Genomic DNA, 20,334 nt, shown 5'->3' with positions numbered 1-20,334 from the left:
CGCCCCGACCGCGCGCACCCGTCCGCCCTCTCGCCGGATGTCGATGGCTGCCTTAGCATCCATCAACATCAAATTCCGGCTCCGGAGGGAACTTCCCCTATGACGGGTCTACTCGCCCGCGTCCTCGCCCCGGCCCGACGGGCGCTCGCCGGCGCCGGCGTCGCGCTGCTCGCCGTGGGCGCCATCGCCGTCGTGGCCGCGCCGGCTGAGGCCGCCGGCCCACGGCCGAACTTCCAGATGCCGTTCCCCTGCGGCGAGACCTGGCGGCTGGCGACCTACTACGGGCACGACGACTACGACATCGACATGACCTACACCGGCGGCGCCAGCAGTGGCCGGCCGATCCTCGCCTCGTACGCCGGGACCGTCACCTTCGCGGGCTGGACCACCGGCGGCGGCTGGTACGTGGTGGTCGACCACGGCGGTGGCTGGCGGACCAGCTACGCGCACATGATCGAGTCGCCGCCGGTGCGCGTCGGGCAGTGGGTGTCGACCGGTCAGCAGCTCGGCCGGGTCGGCAGCACCGGCAACTCGACCGGCCCGCACCTGCACTACGAGCAGACGCGCGACGGCGTCAAGACCGAGGCGTACTTCAACGGCGTGCCCTCCGGCATCACCTCCGACGGCAGCTCGAACACCGGCCCGCTCTACGTCTCCGGCCCCGTCTCGCCGGCCCGCAACATGACCAGCCAGAACTGCGGCCAGGTCAGCTCCAACCGTCAGGTGTACGAGTCCGGCAGCCACAGCGGCTGGCAGATGCTGCCGGTCAACAGCATCACCGGCTCGGCAACCGCGTCGATGGTCATGGGCACCAACAAGCTGCTCTACACGGTCAACGACGGCCGGGTCTACGAGGCGTCCAGCGACACCGGCTGGCGCAACCTGTGGACCGGCATCTCGGGGGTCAGCAACAACGCGCTCGCCGTGATCAACGTCGACGGCGTGAAGTACATCTACACCGTGATCGGGGGCATGGTGCACGAGGCGGCCAGCAACAACGGCTGGCGGAACCTGAACACCGGCATCTCCGGGGCGAGCCCGAACGCGTTGGCCGCGATCAGTCTGAACGGTGTGAAGATCATCTACACCGTGGTCGGGGGCTCGGTGCACGAGGCGGCGAGCAACAACGGCTGGCGCAACCTCAACTCGGGCATCTCCGGGGTGAGCGCGAACGCGTTGGCCGCGATCAACCTCAACGGTGTGAAGATCGTCTACACGGTGGCGGGGGGCTCGGTGCACGAGGCGGCCAGCAACGCCGGCTGGCGCAACCTGTGGACCGGCATCTCGGGGGTCAGCAACGACGCGCTCGCCGTGATCGACTTCAACGGGGTCAAGCACATCTACACGGTGGCCGGGGGCATGGTGCACGAGGCGGCCAGCAACAACGGCTGGCGCAACCTCAACTCCGGCGTCCGTGGCGCGGGCGTCTCGGCGACCAGCCTCAACGGGGTGAAGATCCTCTACACGATCTGACGGCCGCGTACGCCGTGCGGGGCGCAGGCGAACCGCCGGCGGCCCGCCCGGACATGGTGCGGCGGAACGGGCGTGACGGTCGCCAGCGTTCGGGCGGACGCTTCGTCGCCGGGGCGAGCAGTCGACTACTTAGCGTAGTCATCTTGGAGATAACGCCTGGTCGGGCGACTACCTAGCGTGAGGTTCGTCAATCGCAACGCCTTCGTGCCGGTCTGGACCCGACTCTGCGGGAGGCCGCCACCGAGGCGACAGACAGGAGACTCACATGTCAGCTCAGCCAGCCGCCCGCCGGCCCCGATCCCGCGCGTTCACCCTCCTCCTCGGCGCCGCCGTGGCGGCCGGGGTGATCGTCCCCGCCGCTCCCGCGTCGGCCGCCGTCCCCCGGCCTCGTCCGGATCGCCGCGACCAGCGCCAGCAACTCGAACGACTTCCGCAGCGTCACGGCGACCTGCCCGGTGGGCAAGGTGCTGACCGGGACGGGTTACGAGCTCAACGGTGCGACCGGCGAGGCGGTGGTCGACGACTTCCGCCCCATCGGCGGCCCGGCCGCCGCGCCGGCCACCGCCACCATCGGCGCGTACGAGAGGACACGTTCACCGGTAACTGGACCAGCACCGCGTACGCCATCTGCGCGACGGCGTAGTCGGCGGCACGGGCCGGTGGCGTCGCCCCGAACCGGGGCCGGCGCCACCGGCCGGACCCCACGCCCCACGCCCTGCGCCGCTCCCGCCGGCCCGCCCGCCGGCCGCGACGGTCGCGGTCGTCGCCGCGTACGGGCCGCCGCCGTCACTCCGGCCCGGTCCGGCCCGCGTTCACGGGCGGTCGTCGCCGCGCGTCAGGCGAACGTGTCGCCGAACTCGCGCACGCCGTCGACGTCGAGCGTGATCCGGCTGTTGTCGGTCCACTGGCCGGTGGCGGCACGCCAGCTCGGGTCGTCGCGTTCGTCGATGTCGGTCCAGCCGGGCCGGTGGTGGCGCAACTGGATCGGCCCGGACGACGCGCCCGGGGCGAGGACGCCGTCGGTGAAGGTCAGCTCCACCCAGCCGGGGATCGGCGTGCCCGGCAGCGGGTAGCGGGTCGGCGTCGGGGTGGGTGTCGGCGTCGACGGCCCGCCGGGCGGCAGGGGCGGCGGGAAGAACGTCGTCGAGCGTCGGATCCGGTCGCAGCCCAGCGCCGCCCAGTCGCAGTTGAGCGCCAGTGAGGTGTCCCCGCCCTCGAAGGTCACGTGGTAGCGCACCCGCACGTCGGCGAGGTCGAGCGGCCCGGTGCCGGTGTTGACGACCTGGAGGACGTGCTGGATCTGGTTGTCCGTCGGCGACCAGTCGAGGTTGAGGTAGCTGACCTTCGCCCGCCCGTACGCCGTGCGGACCGGTGTGACGGGGGAGGGGTCGGAGTAGCCGCCGAGGGTGTAGGCGTTGACGACGAGCCGGTACTCGCTGCCGGGCGCGAGGTTGGTCAGCGTCAGGGTGGTGGCGGTCGTGCTGCCGAGGCTGCGGTAGACGTGCGGACCGAGTTGCGCCCGCACCTCGTACGTGATCGGTTCCTCGCCAGCCGGCTCGCCCACCCAGGTCGAGGGCGCCCAGGAGAGGGTGAGCAGGTGTGGCTGGTTGACCACGACGACGGGGCTGCCGGGCGTGGTCAGCGCCGGGGCGTCGTCCGCCCGCGCGGCACCCACCCCGAGCGGACCCAGCAGCGCGGCGAGGACGATGGCGGTGGTGACGCGACGGACACGCATGGTGGCGATGCTACGAGCAGGAATGGATGCTTATCAATCGTTAGGTGTCCACCGGGCGTCGGCCTCGGGTGCCTTCCCGCCTGCGGTCTGTCTCATCAGCCGTGACGGGCTGTGCCGGACCTCGACGGCCGGCGGTGTGGTGGTCTCGTCGCTCGATACCACACAGGTATCTTTATGCCACAGAGGTATCGGCGTTTCGGCGTCGGTGGTTCCTCGGCTTCGCCCGCCTTCCGCCGCACCCCCGCACGGCCTTGGGGCGGTCGAGCCCAACCGGGCGACGGCGACCGACAGCACAGTCGCCGGATTCGCGCCGCCGTCGATCACCTGGATTCATGTCGGCCTACCGATAGCTCGACGGCCCAGACGATCTACGTCGGTCGATAGCCTTTCGTGGCACAGGCCGTCCACGAAAGGCGGACCATGAACGATTCCCATACCTCACTGTCCCGGCGGCGGATACTGATCGGCGCCGCCGCTGCCTCGGCGGTCACTGTCGGCGCAGCGAGCGCCGCCCACGCCGCACCACCCGCCCACGCCGCACCACCCGCCCACGCCGCACCACCCGCCAACGGAGCGGCGCCGGCCCGGCCGCTCGTCGTGCGGGACCGGATCGCCACCGCCCGGCTCGCCGGCTCGCCGGCCCGCTTCCAGGCCGACTTCCACGAACGTCTCGACGCCTGGCTGGCCTTCTGGTCGGCCAACTCACCGCACGCCTGGAGCCCGCCGGTGCAGGTGTCGGGGCGGGTGGGCGCGGACGGTGCCGCGTTCACGCTGCACGCCATCCGGGTCACCCGCGACGACGAGACGTGGGACGCCTTCGCCGCCGGGCGGTCGGACGCCGCTCACCTGGCCACCCTCGCCAGCCTGCACCACCACTTCCCGTCGGTACGCGTCGAGGCCGGCGGCGCGCTCCGGGTGATCGACGGCCCCGCCGGCTGGACCGGCTCGGCCGAGCAGGTCGCGTTCGCGGTCACCGCCTGCCGCGAACTGTGGGGGCTGCGCGACGCCGACGCGGCGGACTGGCGGGAGCACCTGGGGCGGGCCGGGCACACCGCCGACCCGACGTCCCGTTCCGGCTGGGCGGCCTTCACCAGGGCGGGTCTGCGGCGCGGGCTGCGGACCGACACGTACTGACCATCGGAGGTAGGACATGGCACGTAGCGAATTCCGTTTCGTCGTCGACGGTGTCGATCTGACGACCGAAGAGCAGAGCCTCATCGCCAGCGAGATCCAGAAGGCCGGGCTCAACGCGCTCACCGCCGCCGGCAAGCGGCTGACCAACCCGCTCGCCGTCGGGCACGCCAACATCAAGCTCCGCCCCGAGTGGTACGGCATGTGGGTCATCGACGGCCCGTTCGCCGAGGAACTCGGCCAGAAGATCAACGACATCGGCTTCTGGATGCAGCGGTGACGGATCCCGTCCACCGGCCGGACCCGCCGGAGCGGATGTGCCCGAGTACCCCCGCGGCCAATGCCACGTTGTTCCTCGGCATGATCACTCCGGCGGGCCGGGTCGCCTACGTCACGCCGCCGCTCCCGGCCGAGGTCGCGCTCGCCCAGGCCGGCACGGACACCCCGGTCGAGTCGCGGTACCGGCTCGCCGGCCCGTGCGTCACCGCGAAGTGCGGCTTCTGGACGGGCGAGCACTGCGGCCTCGGCGAACGCCTGGCCGCGTCGTACCGGGAGACCGTCGGTCCGACCGAGGCCGACCTGCCGCGCTGCGCGATCCGGCGGACCTGCCGGTGGTACGCGGAGCAGGGCGCGGCGGCCTGCGCCGCCTGCTCCCACGTCGTCACCGACGCCCGCTGACCCGCACGCCGGGTCGGGGGGTGGTGGCGGGGCGGGGTCAGCGGCCGCCGGCCGGTGCGGGTGCCGTGCGGCGTCGTAAACGACTCGCGATGTCCCACCGTTCCGCTACCGTCTGGGCGTCATGGATCTGCGGTACGACGAGGCCGTCATCGGGCGGGAGCATCCCGCGGCCCTGCTGCGCGCCGAGGTCGACCGGGTGACCGCCAGCCACGGCGGCCTGGTCCTCGTCACCGGGGAGCCGGGCATCGGCAAGACGACGCTGGTCACGGCGGCGGCCGGCGAGGCCCGTCGGCGGGGCGCGCTGGTGCTCGGCGCGGCCTGCTGGGATTCCGACAGCGCGCCCGGCTACTGGCCCTGGGTGCAGGTGCTGCGCGGTCTGCGCCGCTCGTCCGACGACTGGGCCGTGGCCCGCGAGTCGGCCGAGCCGGGCCTCGCGGCGCTGCTCGGCGAGGCGACCGGCGGCACCGCCGGGGAGCCGACGGACGGCGACGCCGACGAGGCGACCGGCGGTCCGGCCGGCGACGACCGCGTCGAGCAGGAGGAGTTCGCGCTGCACGACGCGGTGACCACCGCGCTGGTCGCGGCGTCGCAGCGCCGTCCGGTCGTGGTGGTGCTCGACGACCTGCACTGGGCCGATCCCGCCTCGATGCGGCTGCTGCGGTTCGCCGCCCAGCACACCTGGTTCGAGCGGCTGCTGCTGATCGGCACCTACCGCGACGCCGAGGTCGAGTCTCCCGACCACCCGCTGCGCGAGCTGCTGATGCCGCTGGTGGCGAAGGCGACCACGCTCACCCTCACCGGCCTGTCCCGCGACGAGGTGGCCGCGCTGATGACCCGCACGGCGGGCCGGGCACCCGACGCCGGTCTCCTCGACGAGGTGCACCGGCGCACCGGCGGCAACCCGTTCTTCGTGGAGCAGACCGCCCGGATCTGGCGTGCCGACGGCCGGGTCGGCGCGATCCCCCCGGGCGTACGGGAGGCGGTGCGCCGCCGTCTCGCCCAGTTGCCGGCGGCGGTCGTCGAGGCACTCACCGCCGCCGCCGTGCTCGGCCGGGAGTTCCACCGTCAGGTCCTCGCCGCGTACGCGGGCACGCCCGCGGCGCAGGCCGACCGGCTCCTCGACCGGGCGGTGACCGCCCGGCTCGTGGTGTCCCGGGGCGGCGGCCGGTTCGCCTTCGTCCACGACCTCGTGCGGGAGACCCTCTACGACGCGCTGCCCGACGACGACCGGCGCTCCCGGCACGCCGCGCTCGTGCGGGCCGTCGACCGCGCGCCGGCGCTCGCCGAGCGGCTGATCCCCGCCGACCTGGCCCGGCACGCCCACCTCGCCGGCGCCCACCTCGACCCGTCGCGCGCCGCCGACCTGCTGGTCGCCGCCGCCCGCGACGCGGGCGGCCGGCTGGCGGTGGACGAGTCGGTGGTGCACTTCCGCCGGGCGCTGGAGGTCGCGGAGGACCCGGCCGGCCGCGTGAAGATCATGATCGAGCTGGGTCAACTGCTGCACCACGCGGGCGGCGGCGACGAAGCCCGGCGGCTGCTCGCCGAGGCCGTCACGTTGGCCGTGGCGGTCGACGACCCGGTGGTGCTGGCCCGCGTCGCCCTCGTCGTGCACAGCCGCCACGCCGACGGCTCCAGACGTGTCCCCGATCCGGAGGGCGTCGTGCGGGAGGCGTACCGGCGGTTGATCGGCGAGTCCGCCGGCGCCGTCCCGGTCAGCACGCTCGTCACCGATCTGATCGCCGCCACGGAGTCTCTGGCCCGGCGCGGGCACGACGACGAGGCGCTCACCTTCAGCCTCTGGGCCCGCCACGACACCACCTGGGGGCTGGGCTCGGCCCGCGACCGGGCCGCGATCACCGCCGAGATCCGGGACGTGGCGCGCCGGGGCGGCGACGCGGAGACCGCGCTCTGGGCCACCGCGCTGCGCTGGGTCGCGCTGCTGGAACTGGGCGACCCCCGCTACCACGACGAGTTCGCCACCTTCGTGGCCGGCGCCCGACGGGGCGACGTGCGGCACCGCGCCGCCGCCACCATGGACGACGCCATCATCGCCGCCTTCCGTGGCGACTTCGCCCGGGCCGACGAGCTGTTCGGCGAGCTGACCGGCCTCGGCGAGTGGGACCATTCCGACTTCGCCTTCATGGGTCACCATCTGCGCTGGTCCCGGCTGCACCTCCAGGGCCGCTCCGACGACGCCCTCCTCGACGAGCTCTCCTCGGCCGGCTATCCCCATCCCGAGCTGCTCCGGGGCATCACCGCCGTCGAGTGTGGCGACACCGGGTCGGCCCTGCGGCTGGTCACCGGCATCGAGGCCGCCGGCACGGCGTACCCGGGAGCGGTGTCGCCGCTGTGGCTGCGGCTGCGCGCCGGTGTCGCCGCCGCGACCCGCGACCCCCGGCGCTGCGCCGAGGTCCGTCAGGCCCTGCGACCGCACCGCGGGCAGTGGATGTCGGCGCTGTTCGGCTGCGACCTGAGCGGCCCCGTCGACCACTGGCTGGCCCTCGTCGACGTCGCGCAGCGACGGTGGGACGACGCGGTGGCCGGTTTCTCCGCCGCCCGCGACTCCGCCGACCGGCTGGGCGCCCGCCCGTGGTCGGTCCTGGCCCGCGCCGCCCTGGCCGACGCGCTGACCGGGCGGGACGGCCCCGGCGACGCGGCGGCCGCCGCCGCGCTGCGCGAGGCCACCGCCCGCGACGCCACCGACCTGGGCATGCACCAGGTGACCCGACGCCTCACCGGCGCAGAGGAGGCCGGGGCACCGCCCGCCGGCCACTCCGGGGCCCTCCTCCCGGTCACCGGCCCAGTTCCGGACCGCGTCGGCGGCCCGCAGGTGGCGGTCGTCTGGCCGCCCGGCCCGCAGGCGGCGGCGCGCGGGCCGCACGAACCGCGGGCTGCGATCGGGCCGCGTGAACCGGGGGTAGCGATCGGGCCGCGTGAACCGGGGGTAGCGATCGGGCCGCGGGTGTCTGCCGGCGCCGTCGTGGCGCAGCCGTCCGGCGGCAGGCAGGCGCCCGCCGGGGGGCAGGCGCCGGGCCGGGCGTACGGGTTCCGCCGCGACGGGCCGGTGTGGCAGCTCGCGTACGCCGGGGTGGTGGTGCACCTGCCCGACGCGAAGGGGCTGCGCGACCTGCACGTGCTGCTGAGCCGGCCGGGCGTCGACGTCCCGGCGGTCGAACTGCTCGACCCGACCGCCGGGCCGGAACTCGTCGCGGCCCGCCGGATGGGCGGCGACCCGGTCCTCGACGACGAGGCGAAGGCCCGTTACCGGCGGCACCTGGAACGGCTCGACGACGAGATCGACCGGGCCGCCGAGCGCGGCGACCGGCGGCGGATGGCCGACCTCGACGCCGAGCGGGGTGCCCTGCTCGCCGAGCTGCGCGCCGCCGCCGGGCTGGCCGGTCGCAGCCGCCGCCTCGGCGACGAGGCCGAGCGGGCCCGCAAGACGGTGACCGCCCGCATCCGGGACGCGCTGCGCAAGCTCGACCAGCGTCACCCGGCGCTCGCCGGCCACCTGCGCGACACCGTGTCCACGGGTAGCACCTGCCGCTACCTCCCGCCCGACCCGGTGCCCTGGCGTCTGTAGCCGATCCGCGACCGATCCCTATCGCGCACGCCGGCAGCCGCGTGCGGCCGGCACGGCGGACGGGCGCCGCGACCCACGCGACGCCCGTCGCGGTGGTCGGTCAGCGGCGGTTGTAGCGGTACATCGTCAGCGTGCCGAAGACGACCACGAAGCCGGCGGTCCACAGCAGCGTCCACATCGTGGCCGACGCGTCCGACGTTCCCGACATGACGGCGCGTACCGAGGCCACCAGCTGCGTGATCGGGTTGACCTTGACGAACGCCTGGAGCCAGCCGGGCATCGTTGCGGGCTCGACGAACACGTTGCTGAGGAAGGTCAGCGGGAACAGCACCATCATGCTCGCCCCCATCACGGACTTCTCGCTGCGCAGGACGAGACCGAAGAACGTCCAGACCCAGGAGAACGCGAACGAGAAGACCACGAGCAGGCCGATCCCGGCCACCACACCGGGCAGCCCCCCGTCGGGCCGGAACCCCAGCACCAGCCCGACGCCGAGGATGACCACGGCCGCCAGCACGTACCGCAGCACGTCGCCGAAGATCATGCCGACCAGCGGGGCCGGCCGCCAGACCGACAGCGTGCGGAACCGGTCGAAGACACCCTTCTCGATGTCGGTGTTCAGCCCCACCCCGGTGTACATGGTGATCATCACGACGCTCGTCACCATGATGCCGGGCAGGAAGAACTGGAGGTAGTCACGCGGGCTGTCGGCGAGGGCACCGCCGAACAGGTACGTGAACATCAGCACCATGATGATCGGGAACGCCGTCACGTCGAACAGCTGCTCCGGCACGTGCTTGATCTTCAGCAGCGCGCGCCAGCCGAACGCGAGCGACGCCGACAGCGCGTTCGGTCGGGGCGGTCGCGCGCCGGGCGCGAGGACGGTGGAGAGCGCCTCCGCCGACGGTACGTAGACGGATGGGGCGCGCCCGGTCGTGGTGGCGTTGCTCATCGGGCTGCCTCCAGCTCGTCGTCCCGCTCGTCGGCCGCGACGGCGGGGTGGTCGGTCAGGGCCAGGAAGACCTCGTCCAGGCTCGGCTGACCGAGGGAGAAGTCGTCGACGACGATCCCGGCGCGGGCCAGGTCGCCGAGCGCGCGGGCGGCCTGCGCGCCGGCGTCGAGGTCGCTGCCGGCCCCGCCGACGCGGGCGGTGAGCGCGACCGGATCGGGTGCGAGCTGCACCGGTACGCCGAGCGCCGCCTGGAGCAGCTTCTCCGCCTCCGGCCGCCGCCCGGGGTCGCGCAGTCGCAGGTGGACGGTGCCGGAGCCGACCGAGGACTTCAGCTCGCCCGGGGTGCCCTCCGCGATCACCCGGCCGTGGTCCACCACCGCGATGCGGCCGGCGAGCTGGTCGGCCTCGTCCAGGTACTGCGTGGTCAGCAGCACGGTCGTGCCGTGCGCCACGACGGCCCGGACGATCTCCCACACCTGGTTGCGGCTGCGCGGGTCCAGCCCCGTCGTCGGCTCGTCAAGGAAGAGCAGGTCGGGGGTGTTGAGGATGCTCGCCGCGATGTCGATGCGCCGTCGCATGCCGCCCGAGTACTTCTTGACCTGCCGGTCGCCCGCCTCGGTGAGACCGAAGGCGGTGAGCATGCCCTCCGCGCGCGCTCGGGCGGCCGGCTTGCGGTGCCCGAGCAGGCGGGCGAGGAGCATCAGGTTCTCCAGCCCGGTCAGGTCCTCGTCCACGGAGGCGTACTGGCCGGTCAGGCTCATCCGGGCGCGTACGGCGTCGGCCTCGGTGACGACGTCGTGGCCGAAGACGCGGGCCCGCCCGCCGTCGGGGCGCAGCAGCGTCGCCAGCACCCGTACCGCCGTGGTCTTGCCGGCGCCGTTGGGCCCGAGCAGGCCGTAGACGGTGCCGGCCGGGACCTGGAGGTCGATGCCGGCGAGCGCCCGGGTGTCCCCGAACGACCGGGTCAGGCCCTCGGCCTCGATGGCCAGGCCGGTGGTGCGTTTCATGCGCTCTACCTTCCTCATGCGTGACACGTTCAGGAGACGTACGGGCGCGCGGGGCACGACCGTCGCGCGGGTCCACGCGGACGACGTCGCGCGTCGTGCCGGGCGTGCGGCGGTGACGACCGTACGGAGCAGGTCGGGTACCGGCCGATGGAACCGCACCCGTACGACACGTTGCCGACCGGTTCGGCCACTCGTCGTACGCGTGGTCGACCCTGTTTCAACGAGCCCGGGAAGCTGTGGTTGTACGTCGGGCTTCCCCCTCCCGGCTCCGGTCCCACCCGGGAGGCGCTAGACGACGGCCAGCGCCCCGCCAGATCGGAACTGGCGGGGCGTCGGGCGTCAGGCCGGCTCGTCGAAGAGCACCGGCCAGGGGCGGGGCGACGGCGCGGGCGGCGGTGGCGGGGGCGCCGACCCGTCGGCGAGCACCTCCGCCGCGAGCTGCCCGAACATCGGCGCGGCCGGGTGCGCGGCCCGGCGCGGCCAGGCCGCCGAGGTGCGTCGGACCAGGGGCGATCCGGCGATCGGCCGCCAGGCGATCCTGGGCTCCCGACGGGCCGTCGCCGCCGGTTCGACGGCCACCCCGCCGCCGGCCAGCACCAGCCCGAAGAGGAACTCCGGGTTGCGCGCCGGGCGGACCCGGCCGGGGGTGAACCCGTGCCGGCGGCAGACCTCCAGCAGGTGGTCGTGCCAGCCGGGCGCGGTGGCCCGGGGCGCGGTCACCAGGTCCAGGCCGGCCAGCGCCGCCAGCTCGACCTCCCGGCCCCGGGCCAGCGTCGAGGCGCGCGGCAGCAGCACCCCCAGCGGTACGTCGACGGCGGCGCCGAGGCGCAGCCCGTCGTCGGTGACGGGGTGGTGGAGCAGGCCGACGTCCAGCCGCCCCTCGCCCAGCATCCGTTCCTGCTCGCCGCTGGTCAGCTCGTGCAGATCCACGTCGAGGCCGGGGGCGCGCCCGGCCAGCCGGTCGAGCAGCTCGCGCAGGGTCACCGCGGGCGTCTCCGGCGACACCCCGGCCCGGAGCACCCCCGACACCCCGTCGCGTACCTGCCGCATCAGGTTGCGCAGCCGGCCCTCCCCGGCGAGCAGTTCCTCGGCCTCGCCGAGGAGTAACTGGCCGGCGGCGGTCAGCCGCACCTGCCGGCGGGAGCGGTCGAACAGCTCGACCGCCAGCTCCCGCTCCAGGCGCTGCACGGACTGGCTCAGCGGCGGCTGGGCCATGCCGAGCAGCTCGGCGGCGCGGCCGAAGTGCAGCTCGTTGGCGACCACCACGAAGTGGCGCAGGTGCCGGAGCAGGTCCACGGCCGGACCCTACGCCAGCGCCCCGACGCGGGCCGGCCGCCGGCGGCTACGGTGCGCAGGTGGCGACGGAGCGGATCGGCGGGATCTTCGGACGGGCCGGGGTCGTCGGCTGCCTGCACGCCGTCGACCTCGACGCGGCCGACGGAAGCCGCGACGCGGCCGACGAACAAGCGGGGCCGGGAGGGCCGGGGTTCGCGGGAGCGGGGCGGCCGGGTGGCCGGCGGGAGGTGGCCCTCCGGGCGGACGAGCAGGTGGTGATCGCCTCGATCTTCAAGGTGCTGCTGGTGCTGGAGTTCGCCCGGCAGGTCGTCGCCGGCCAGCTCGACCCCCGGGAGCGGGTCCTCGTCACCGCCGCCGACCGGCTCGGCGGGTGGGGGATCGCCGGCTGCGCCGACGACGCCGAGGTGTCGCTGCGGGACCTGGCGTACTTCGCCATGTCGGTCAGCGACAACACGGCCGCCGACCTGCTGCTGCGCCGGGTCGGGGCGGACGTGCTGCCGATGCTGGCCGCCGAGCTGGGGCTGCCGCGTACCCGGATCGTCGGCGGCCCCCGGCAACTGGTCGAGACGATGCTCGCCGACGTCGGCGCGCGTACCGAGGCGGACTTCGCCCGGATCTTCCCGACCCTGCCGCCCGAGCGGGTCCGCGCGATGCGGATGTTCGACCCGGCGCACACCACGTCGAGCACCGCCCGGGAGATCACCCGGCTGCTCGGCCTGATCTGGCGCGACGAGGCCGGCCCGCCCGAGGCGTGCGGGATGGTCCGGGGCTGGATGGCCCGGCAGCTCTTCTGGACCCGGCTGGCCTCGGGCTTCCCGCCCGGCGTACGGGTGGCCGGCAAGACCGGCACCCTGCCGGGCCTGCACCTGGAGGCCGGCGTGGTCGAGTATCCCGACGGCGGCCGGTACGCCGTCGCCGTCTTCGTCCGCGCCAGCCAACTCGCCACCCGTCGCATCGACGTGGACCTGGCGATGGGCCAGGCCGCCCGGACCGCCGTCGAGGCCCTGCGCGCCGGCTGACTTTCCGGCCGCGCCACCCCGCCGAAGGCCCCGCTGAGCTGGCCCGATATGCCGGCGGATATCGAGCGTGTCGGAGCCGGATCTTGGACCGGGCGGGGTTCGTGCTGATTGGCTCGGCGCCGACCGATCAGCACCACGACGGGGAGAGTTCCGCATGCCCAACCTCGACCGCCGCCGTTTCCTGCGCGACGCCGCCGCCAGCACCGCGCTGGTCACCGCTGGCGGGCTCGCCGGCGCCGCCCCGGCGCACGCCGCGCCGCCGACGACCGCGCCGGTCGCCGCCGCCCCGGCCGGCCGCCGCCGTGGCCCGGTCAGCTTCCGCTGGTGGGGTACGTCGGCCTGGCGCATCGACATCGGCGACCGGACCGTCCTGGTCGACCCCTTCCTCAGCCGGATCGACACCGGGCTGTTCAAGGGCGCCTTCGACCAGGCCACCGAGCTGAGGGTCCGCGCCGACGTCGTCGACTCCCTGGTGGACCGGGCCGAGACGGTGCTCGTCACGCACACCCACTGGGACCACTACATGGACACCCCGCACATCGTCGGGCGCACCGGCGCCCGGGTGATCGGCACGCTCACCGCCTACCACCTGGGGCTCGCGTACGGGCTGCCGTCGGGCAGGCTCAGCCCGGTGCGGGGCGGGGAGGTGCTGGACTTCGGCGCGTACACCGTGGAGGTCGTCAGCTCCCTGCACAGCCGCAACGCGTCCTACTCGATGGCCTTCCCCGGCGTACGGGTCAGCCCGCCGCCGAAGCCGGCGACCATCGCCGACCTGCCCGAGGGCGACACCCTCGCCTACCTGCTGCGGGTCTCCGACGGCCCGTCGGTGTTCTTCATGGGCGCGAGCGACTTCGCCGAGCGCAACCTGACCGGGCTGGCCCCCGACGTGGCGATGGTCGCGCTGCCCAGCAGCACGGCCACCGCCGACTACGCCGAGCGGCTGCTCGACGCCCTGGACCGGCCGAAGGTCGTGGTGCCGGTGCACTTCGACAACTTCGAGACGGAGCTGCGCAACCCGGTGCCCGTGGCGCCGTCGGACCGCGAGCGGCTCGACGCGCTCGTCGCGGCCGTACGCCGGGTCTCCCCGCGCAGCCGCGTGATCGTGCCCAGGTACCACACCGCGTACCACTTCTGAGGACGGCCGGTGGCCGTGGACGCCACGGTCGGATCAGAGCCGGCGGATGGCGGCGGAGTCGAGCCGGTAGCCGATGGTGCGGTCGACGATCCGGCCGACGAGGTCCGCCTTGCGTAGCCCCGCGACGCCGCGCAGCTCCAGGCTCGCGGCGAGCACCCGCAGGTCGCGGGCGGTCCAGCCGGAGAGGTACGCCGTACCGTCGTCGCGCCGCACCATGGCCGCCAGCGCGGCGCGGGCCTCGGCCGGCTCCGGCGCCGGTGCCGCCCGCCGGGCGGACGGCCGGGCGGGGGCGGCGGCCGTCGTGCCCGGGCGCCCAGCGCGGGTGATCCGGGCGCCCAGCGCGGTGGCCGGGGCGGTCCGGTCGGGGAGCGCGGTGGCCGGGGCGGTCCCGTCGGTGGCCGCGTTGCCGGCGGAGGCGAGCAGATCGGCCGGCGCGGCGGGCGGCGTCGCGTCGACCGGCACCACCGCGAGGCGGGCCCGTCCCTCGGCCAGCGCGGCGAGGTCGGCGGCGGGCAGCGCGCGGAGCAGCGCGGCCACCAGCTCGGCGACGTCGCGGGCGGGCCCGGTCACGTCCCCACCCGCTCGGGCTGGAGGTGGTCGAGGAACTCGGTGGCGAGCTGGCGCAGCTCGTCGCGGACGGCCGGGGTGGCGACCCGGTCGCGGAGCACCACCGGCACGCCGCGCGGGGCGTTCGTGGCGAACGCGGTGACGTTCTCCCGCAGGGAGGTGGGGAAGACCGGCAGGCCGAGCGCCCGCACCTGGTCCATGTAGCCCTGGTGGGCGGCGATCGGCCGCTGCGCCATGACCTGGATCATGGTGAACACCACGCCGGCGACGCCGGGGGCGACCTTGTGGTGCCGGCGGGTCGTGGCGAACCGGCGGGCGTCGGCGTTGTACTGGTCGACCAGCTCCCGGACGTTGCCGTGCAGGTAGTCGATGCCCAGCGTGGACAGGTAGTCGGCCTTCGCCGGGATGAGCAGGTGGTCGCTGGCGATGATGGCCGACTGGGTGACGACGTTGAAGTTCGGCGGGCAGTCGATGAGCACCATGTCGTAGCCGCCGAGCGCGTCGTCGTGCAGCCCCTCGGCCAGTGAGCCGCGTACCCGGAACAGCTCGCGGTCGTACTCGTCGCCGTCGGCCACGGCCCGGGCCAGCGCCAGGTCGATGTCGACGAGCTGGAGGTGGGACGCGATCAGGTCGAGCCGGCCCGCGCCGGTGAGCCGCGCGTTCGCGGGGCCGGGTGAGACGACCAGCTCGCCCAGGGTCGTCGCGGGGACGTCCCCGCGCAGGCCGTCGTACCAGCGCTTCACCGTCCGGCCGTCGCGCAGCCGGTCCCGCCAGTCGTCCGGATCGTAGAAGCCGAACGTCAGGCTGGCCTGCGGATCGAGGTCGATGAGCAGCACCTTCATCCCCCGGTTGGCCAGCTCGGCACCGAGGTTGGCGGTCACCGTGGTCTTGCCGACCCCACCCTTGTAGTTGATCACCGATACGACGTACACCGGCACCTCCCCAGACCGGGAACGGTAGCGGGCCGCCGGAACGGTGCGGCACCCGCTCCGGCGACCCGCTCTTGCTCGTAACTGGTCGGTGGTGCCCGGCTGGCTCTGGTCGCTCGGCGTCGGCCTCTCGGCGGCCGGGATCGTGCTGGCCGCGTACCGCTGGCGGGGGCTGCCGCCGCTGGCCGGCGCCCCGCCGTGGCGGCGGCTGACCTCGGCGGCGTTTTCTCGGTGCTCCTGGCGGCCCTGGCCGTGATGATCATCGCCCGCCCCTGAACCCCGCGCCCGGCGGACGGGCGCACGGCGGTCAGGAGGTCGGCGGGGGAGACGCCGGAGTACGCGCCGACGACCTCCTGATCGACGCCGGGCCGGTGGCGGGTGGGGCTGTTAGAGTCGCGTCGCTCTGCGGTCCGGGGGAAGGGGGCGCTTGTGGTGCCGTTTCGCGACACGCTGTCGCAGCTGCTCAAGGCGCGCTTCCCGGTCCTCTACGTCGAGTCCTCCGAGGAACAGCGGGTGGTCGCCGAGGTCTGCGCCGTCGCCCGGGACGCCAACCTCGTCCGTACACCCCGGGCGGTGTGGGCCTGGTCGCTGACGACGGGCCTCGTGCAGCCCGACGGCACCACCCGCAAGGGCACCACCGACCCCGACGACGCGCTGGCCGCGGCGCTGCGCGTCGACCATCCCAGCGTGCTGATCTTCAAGGATCTGCATCCCGCGCACGGCAGCGGCGACCGGCCCGGCACCCCCGGCGTCATCCGCCGGCTGCGGGACGTGGTGGCGGCCTTCAAGGCCGGCCCGGTGCCGCGCACCCTCGTGCTGGTCTCGCCGGTGCTGCACATTCCGGTGGAGCTGGAGAAGGACGTGACGATCGTCGACTTCCCGCTGCCCACCGAGACGGAGATCCGGCGGGTGCTGGACGGCATGATCGCCGCCAACTCCGCGACCGGCCGGATCCGGATCGCGCTGGACGACCTCGGCCGGGAACGGCTCGCCAAGGCGGCCCTCGGGCTCACCCTGCACGAGGCGGAGAACGCGTTCGCCCGGGCCATGGTCAACGACGGCGTGCTCGACGGCGGCGACCTCGCCGTGGTGCACGAGGAGAAGCGGCAGACCGTACGCAAGTCGGGGCTGCTGGAGTTCGTCGACGCCCCGATCGACCTCGCCGACGTCGGCGGGCTGGAGAACCTGAAGCGCTGGCTGGCCAAGCGGGACGGCTCCTGGCTGGCCGAGGCGGCGGCGTACGGGCTGCCCGCCCCCCGGGGCGTGCTGATCACCGGCGTGCCCGGCTGCGGCAAGTCGCTGACCGCGAAGGCCATCGCCTCGGCCTGGGGCCTGCCGCTGCTGCGGCTGGACGTCGGGCGCGTCTTCGCCGGGCTCGTCGGGTCGAGCGAGCAGAACATGCGCACCGCCATCCGGACCGCCGAGGCGACCGCCCCCTGCGTGCTGTGGGTCGACGAGATCGAGAAGGGCTTCGTCGGCGGGGCCAACGACTCCGGCACCTCCGCCCGGGTCTTCGGTTCCTTCCTGACCTGGATGCAGGAGAAGTCCCGGCCCGTCTTCGTCATCGCGACCGCCAACGACTTCGAACGGCTGCCCCCGGAACTGCTGCGCAAGGGGCGCTTCGACGAGATCTTCTTCGTCGACCTGCCGACCCGCGCGGAGCGCGCGTCGATCTGGCGGGTGCACCTCGCCCGGCGGCTGCGCAACCCGGCCGTCGCCGGCGCCCTGACGCCCGACGACGCGCTGCTCGGCGAGCTGGCCGGGCTCAGCGAGGGGTACTCGGGGGCCGAGATCGAGCAGGCCGTCGTCGGAGGGCTCTTCGACGCCTTCGCCGAACGGCGTCCGCTGCGCCGCGACGACCTGATCCGGGCCCTGGTCGCCATGGTGCCGCTCAGCGTCACCCAGGCGGAACGCATCGACGCCGTACGCTCCTGGGCCGACGCCCGCGCCGTCGCCGCCACCGCCGCCGAGGACTGGGATCTCGGTGGCCGTCCCGGCGGGTCCCGGCCCGGCGGTCCGGGGCCGCAGCGGGGTCAGGGCGGACGGGCGGTCGAGTTCTAGTGTGGGCGTCGACACGAACGGAAGGGTCCTGATGAGCGTCTCACTGATACTCCTGCCGCTGGCCGTCGCCGCCGTCGCCGCGACCCACGCCGCCACCGCCGGGCGGGACGGGCAGGATCACGTCGTCTGCGAGGTGCAGACGCGGATGCGGGACGAGACGCTGCTCGTCGCCGCGCTGCGCGACACCGCCGCGGTGGTCACCGCCGAGCCCGACGCGATCGTCGCGGACTGGGCCGACGTGCGGGCCGGCTTCCGGCGCGGCGAGGACGGCATCTGGTCGGCCCACTTCACGGGCGAGGTCGACGAGCAGCGGGCCGTCGAGGCGGTCCGGGCGATCGACGCCGCGTACGGGCGGCAGGTCCAGCGGGCGGTGCTGGAGCGGCTGCGTGAGCAGGCGCCCGCCGCCGGGCTGCGCCTGGAGTCCGAAGAGGTCGCCGAGGACGCGAGCGTCCGGCTGGTGTTCGCGGTCGAGGGCCGGTCGTGACGGCGCGGCAGCCACGGATCGTGGTCACCGTGACCAGCGAGGGCGTGGTGAGCGCCGAGACCCGGGACGTGCTCGGCGACGGCTGCCTCGACTACGTCGCCGTGCTGGAGGACCTGCTGGCGGCCCGCACGGTACGCAGCGCGTACACCGCCGACCACGAGCGCGCCGCCGTGCCCGCGCGGCAGGAGGAGCGCGATGTCGAACGCGCCTAGCCCCGGCTGGCCGCCCCCGGCCGTGCCGAGGCCGAGCGCCGGTTGGCAGGTGTTGCAGAGCTGGTGGCTGCTGCTGCCCGTCCTCGGGTGCAGCTGCCTCGGCGGCTTCGGGTTCATCTACGTGGGCGCGCGAGCCCGCCGCGCGGCGTGGTGGGTCCCCGGCATCGTCTACGCCGTGGTGGGCTGGACGGCGTTCATGCTCGTCGGCGAGTCGGACAAGGAGAGCGCCGTCAGCGACTGGGCGGTCGGCGTGCTCCTGGCCGTCTGGGCGTCCAGCATCCTGCACGCCGCGCTGATCAACCCGGCGTGGCTGCGCTGGCTCACGCACCGCCGGGCCAGGTCGGCGGCGGCGTGGCCGGCCGGGGCGTACCCGCTGGCCCCGCTGCCCCGGGCGGCTCCCCCCGGCCCGGGGCCCGCCCCCTACCCGGGCATGACGCTGACGTACCCGCCCAGTTCACCGGCGGGGTACCCGTCCCCGTACCCGTCGGCCGCCTACCCGTCCCCGTCGGCCGGGTACCCGCAAGCCGCGCCGGCGTACCCGCCCCAGCCGTTCGGGCCGGCGGCCCAGCCGCCCGGGTCGCCGGTGGGACAGCCCGCCGGGTATCCGCCGCCGGCGGCCGATCCGACGATGGTGCCGTACCAGCCGGTCGATTCCTTCGGGTCCGAGCCGCTCGCGCCGCCGTCGGACCCGTGGGCCGACGGGGAGGCCGGGCGGGTCGACGTGAACACGGTCGGGCCGAAGGCGCTCGCCGCGCTGCCCGGCTTCGACCCGCAGCGCGCCCGGCAGGTCGTGGCCGAGCGGGAGCGGCGCGGGTCCTTCGGCAGCCTGGCCGAATTCGCCGCCGCCGCCAACCTGGCCCCCCACGAGTACGCGCGCCTGCGCGACGCCCTGGACTGCGTCCCGCCCGCCGGGCCGGCGCCCGAGCAGCCGCCGCCCGGCCGGGTCCTCGATGTCTGACGACGGTCCCGGGCCCCGCCCGTCGGCCGGGGCGCGGACGGTGGCGGTGGCCCGCTTCCTGGCTGCCACCCGTGCCGAGGGGCCGGGCGAGCGGACGGCCGTCTGGGCGCAGGGCTGCGAGATCCGCTGCCCCGGCTGCTTCAACCCGCACCTGTGGACCTTCCGGGGCGGGGAGCGGGTGGCCCCCGACGACCTGGCGCGCCGGGTGCTCGACGCCGGCACCGAGGGGTTGACGCTGCTGGGCGGCGAGCCCTTCGACCAGGCCGCCCCGCTGGCGGTCGTCGCGGCCGGGGTGCGCGCCGCCGGGCGCTCGGTGATGACCTTCACCGGTTACACCACGGCCCGGCTGCGCCGCGCGGTCGACGAGGGCCGCGACGACGTCGCGGCGCTGCTCGCGGCGACGGACCTCCTCGTCGCCGGGCCGTTCCTGGCCGACCGGATCGACACCCGACGGCCCTGGGTGGGTTCCACGAACCAGGAGTTCGTGCTGCTCGACGACCGCTTCCCGGGCCTGCTCGACGAGGTGTCGCGCAGCCCCGACCGGGTCGAGGTGACCGTCGACGCCGCCGGCCGCGTGGCGGTGAACGGCTGGGCCGAGGTCGACGCCCTCGACGAGCTGCTGGCGTCGGTGGCCCGCCCTCAGCCCCGGCGGCGGGCCAGTGCCGAGCGCCGGTAGCCGTAGAGGGCGTAGACGATCGCGCCGAGCACGAACCAGACGGCGAAGCGCAGCCACGTCTCCGGCGCCAGGTAGGTGATCAGCCAGAGGGAGAAGGCCGCGCCCAGCGCCGGCACCACGGGCATCCCGGGCAGCCGGAAGGTACGCGGCGCGTCCGGGCGGCGGTAGCGCAGCACGATCACCGCGACGCAAACCACGACGAAGGCCAGCAGGATACCGATGTTGGTCAGCTCGGCCGCCTCCCGGATCGGTAGGAAGCCGGCGATCAGGGCCGAGCCCACGCCGACGATCCAGGTGACCCGGCTCGGCACCCGGCGGACCGGGTGCAGCTTGGCGAACCAGCCCGGCAGCAGACCGTCCCGGCTCATCGAGAACCACATACGGGTACCCGGCAACGACGCCGGTAAATCTCCAACGAGGACACCCGGGCCGGGTTGC

At 74.7% G+C, this 20,334-nt stretch carries 21 protein-coding genes; 13 read left to right on the top strand and 8 right to left on the bottom strand.

What is annotated here, in order from left to right:
- Positions 1 to 99 precede the first annotated feature (99 nt).
- Positions 100 to 1,473 (top strand): M23 family metallopeptidase, encoded by a 1,374-nt coding sequence (locus GA0070610_RS22165; protein ID WP_089001829.1) that lies wholly within the window; start codon positions 100 to 102, stop codon positions 1,471 to 1,473.
- Between the two features lie 268 nt (positions 1,474 to 1,741).
- On the opposite strand, the gene GA0070610_RS22160 is transcribed toward GA0070610_RS22165, so the two are convergent.
- Complete coding sequence (locus GA0070610_RS22160; RefSeq protein ID WP_157747207.1) at positions 1,742 to 1,915, bottom strand: hypothetical protein; 174 nt, start codon at positions 1,913 to 1,915, stop codon at positions 1,742 to 1,744.
- Between the two features lie 393 nt (positions 1,916 to 2,308).
- Positions 2,309 to 3,208: a cellulose binding domain-containing protein gene (locus GA0070610_RS22155; RefSeq protein ID WP_089001827.1), complete on the bottom strand. Its 900-nt coding sequence runs from the start codon at positions 3,206 to 3,208 to the stop codon at positions 2,309 to 2,311.
- A gap of 420 nt (positions 3,209 to 3,628) precedes the next feature.
- Between GA0070610_RS22155 and GA0070610_RS22150 the strand changes: the two genes are divergently transcribed.
- From GA0070610_RS22150 to GA0070610_RS22135, 4 genes are all read left to right on the top strand, one after another.
- Positions 3,629 to 4,342, top strand: coding sequence for a hypothetical protein (locus GA0070610_RS22150; protein WP_089001826.1), 714 nt, complete (start codon positions 3,629 to 3,631; stop codon positions 4,340 to 4,342).
- Positions 4,343 to 4,358: 16 nt separating this feature from the next.
- Complete coding sequence (locus GA0070610_RS22145; protein ID WP_089001825.1) at positions 4,359 to 4,619, top strand: hypothetical protein; 261 nt, start codon at positions 4,359 to 4,361, stop codon at positions 4,617 to 4,619.
- Positions 4,616 to 5,017 (top strand): hypothetical protein, encoded by a 402-nt coding sequence (locus tag GA0070610_RS22140; protein WP_231925769.1) that lies wholly within the window; start codon positions 4,616 to 4,618, stop codon positions 5,015 to 5,017. Before GA0070610_RS22145 ends, GA0070610_RS22140 begins: the two co-directional genes overlap by 4 nt.
- A 121-nt stretch (positions 5,018 to 5,138) precedes the next feature.
- Positions 5,139 to 8,600 (top strand): ATP-binding protein, encoded by a 3,462-nt coding sequence (locus tag GA0070610_RS22135; RefSeq protein WP_089001824.1) that lies wholly within the window; start codon positions 5,139 to 5,141, stop codon positions 8,598 to 8,600.
- Between the two features lie 100 nt (positions 8,601 to 8,700).
- Here GA0070610_RS22135 and GA0070610_RS22130 read toward each other — a convergent pair whose 3' ends face one another.
- The 3 genes from GA0070610_RS22130 to GA0070610_RS22120 all read right to left on the bottom strand — a co-directional run bounded on the left by GA0070610_RS22130 (position 8,701) and on the right by GA0070610_RS22120 (position 11,855).
- Positions 8,701 to 9,552 (bottom strand): ABC transporter permease, encoded by an 852-nt coding sequence (locus tag GA0070610_RS22130; protein ID WP_089001823.1) that lies wholly within the window; start codon positions 9,550 to 9,552, stop codon positions 8,701 to 8,703.
- A complete protein-coding gene (locus tag GA0070610_RS22125; RefSeq protein WP_089001822.1) occupies positions 9,549 to 10,559 on the bottom strand; it encodes an ATP-binding cassette domain-containing protein in 1,011 nt (336 codons plus the stop codon). Before GA0070610_RS22125 ends, GA0070610_RS22130 begins: the two co-directional genes overlap by 4 nt.
- 339 nt (positions 10,560 to 10,898) lie before the next feature.
- The gene (locus GA0070610_RS22120; protein ID WP_089001821.1) at positions 10,899 to 11,855 is read right to left on the bottom strand and encodes a LysR family transcriptional regulator; all 957 of its coding nucleotides are present in this window, start codon (positions 11,853 to 11,855) and stop codon (positions 10,899 to 10,901) included.
- Between the two features lie 59 nt (positions 11,856 to 11,914).
- On the opposite strand from GA0070610_RS22120, the gene GA0070610_RS22115 reads away from it, so the two are divergent.
- Both GA0070610_RS22115 and GA0070610_RS22110 read left to right on the top strand, forming a co-directional pair.
- Entirely contained in the window at positions 11,915 to 12,874 is a 960-nt protein-coding gene (locus GA0070610_RS22115; protein ID WP_089001820.1) for a serine hydrolase, read from the top strand.
- Between the two features lie 154 nt (positions 12,875 to 13,028).
- Positions 13,029 to 14,009 carry an MBL fold metallo-hydrolase gene (locus tag GA0070610_RS22110; protein ID WP_089001819.1) on the top strand — a complete coding sequence of 327 codons (981 nt, stop codon included), beginning with the start codon at positions 13,029 to 13,031 and terminating at the stop codon, positions 14,007 to 14,009.
- 33 nt (positions 14,010 to 14,042) lie between these two features.
- Here the strand turns inward: GA0070610_RS22110 and GA0070610_RS22105 are convergent, their stop codons facing one another.
- Together GA0070610_RS22105 and GA0070610_RS22100 are read right to left on the bottom strand one after the other, a co-directional pair.
- Positions 14,043 to 14,579 (bottom strand): Rho termination factor N-terminal domain-containing protein, encoded by a 537-nt coding sequence (locus GA0070610_RS22105; RefSeq protein ID WP_089001818.1) that lies wholly within the window; start codon positions 14,577 to 14,579, stop codon positions 14,043 to 14,045.
- The gene (locus GA0070610_RS22100) at positions 14,576 to 15,508 is read right to left on the bottom strand and encodes a ParA family protein (RefSeq protein ID WP_089003661.1); all 933 of its coding nucleotides are present in this window, start codon (positions 15,506 to 15,508) and stop codon (positions 14,576 to 14,578) included. Before GA0070610_RS22100 ends, GA0070610_RS22105 begins: the two co-directional genes overlap by 4 nt.
- A 91-nt stretch (positions 15,509 to 15,599) precedes the next feature.
- Here GA0070610_RS22100 and GA0070610_RS30675 point away from each other — a divergent pair, with 91 nt between their 5' ends.
- The 6 genes from GA0070610_RS30675 to GA0070610_RS22075 all read left to right on the top strand — a co-directional run bounded on the left by GA0070610_RS30675 (position 15,600) and on the right by GA0070610_RS22075 (position 19,896).
- Positions 15,600 to 15,761 carry a hypothetical protein gene (locus GA0070610_RS30675; protein ID WP_157747206.1) on the top strand — a complete coding sequence of 54 codons (162 nt, stop codon included), beginning with the start codon at positions 15,600 to 15,602 and terminating at the stop codon, positions 15,759 to 15,761.
- Positions 15,762 to 15,937: 176 nt separating this feature from the next.
- Positions 15,938 to 17,566 (top strand): AAA family ATPase, encoded by a 1,629-nt coding sequence (locus tag GA0070610_RS22095; protein ID WP_172896575.1) that lies wholly within the window; start codon positions 15,938 to 15,940, stop codon positions 17,564 to 17,566.
- Between the two features lie 31 nt (positions 17,567 to 17,597).
- A complete protein-coding gene (locus tag GA0070610_RS22090; RefSeq protein ID WP_089003659.1) occupies positions 17,598 to 18,050 on the top strand; it encodes a hypothetical protein in 453 nt (150 codons plus the stop codon).
- Positions 18,047 to 18,262: a DUF2997 domain-containing protein gene (locus tag GA0070610_RS22085; RefSeq protein WP_089001817.1), complete on the top strand. Its 216-nt coding sequence runs from the start codon at positions 18,047 to 18,049 to the stop codon at positions 18,260 to 18,262. Before GA0070610_RS22090 ends, GA0070610_RS22085 begins: the two co-directional genes overlap by 4 nt.
- The gene (locus GA0070610_RS22080) at positions 18,246 to 19,220 is read left to right on the top strand and encodes a ComEA family DNA-binding protein (RefSeq protein WP_089001816.1); all 975 of its coding nucleotides are present in this window, start codon (positions 18,246 to 18,248) and stop codon (positions 19,218 to 19,220) included. The genes GA0070610_RS22085 and GA0070610_RS22080 overlap by 17 nt, the downstream gene beginning before the upstream one ends.
- Positions 19,213 to 19,896, top strand: a complete 684-nt coding sequence (locus tag GA0070610_RS22075; RefSeq protein ID WP_089001815.1) for a 4Fe-4S single cluster domain-containing protein — start codon at positions 19,213 to 19,215, stop codon at positions 19,894 to 19,896. The genes GA0070610_RS22080 and GA0070610_RS22075 overlap by 8 nt, the downstream gene beginning before the upstream one ends.
- Here the strand turns inward: GA0070610_RS22075 and GA0070610_RS22070 are convergent.
- Positions 19,860 to 20,276: an APC family permease gene (locus tag GA0070610_RS22070; protein ID WP_269458887.1), complete on the bottom strand. Its 417-nt coding sequence runs from the start codon at positions 20,274 to 20,276 to the stop codon at positions 19,860 to 19,862. The genes GA0070610_RS22075 and GA0070610_RS22070 overlap by 37 nt on opposite strands.
- Positions 20,277 to 20,334: the final 58 nt, after the last annotated feature.

It is taken from the genome of Micromonospora echinofusca (genome assembly GCF_900091445.1).
GTDB classification, from domain to species: Bacteria; Actinomycetota; Actinomycetes; order Mycobacteriales; family Micromonosporaceae; genus Micromonospora; species Micromonospora echinofusca.
Note: the sequence above shows the minus strand (reverse complement) of the source record. Positions and strands in the feature narration are given on the sequence as shown.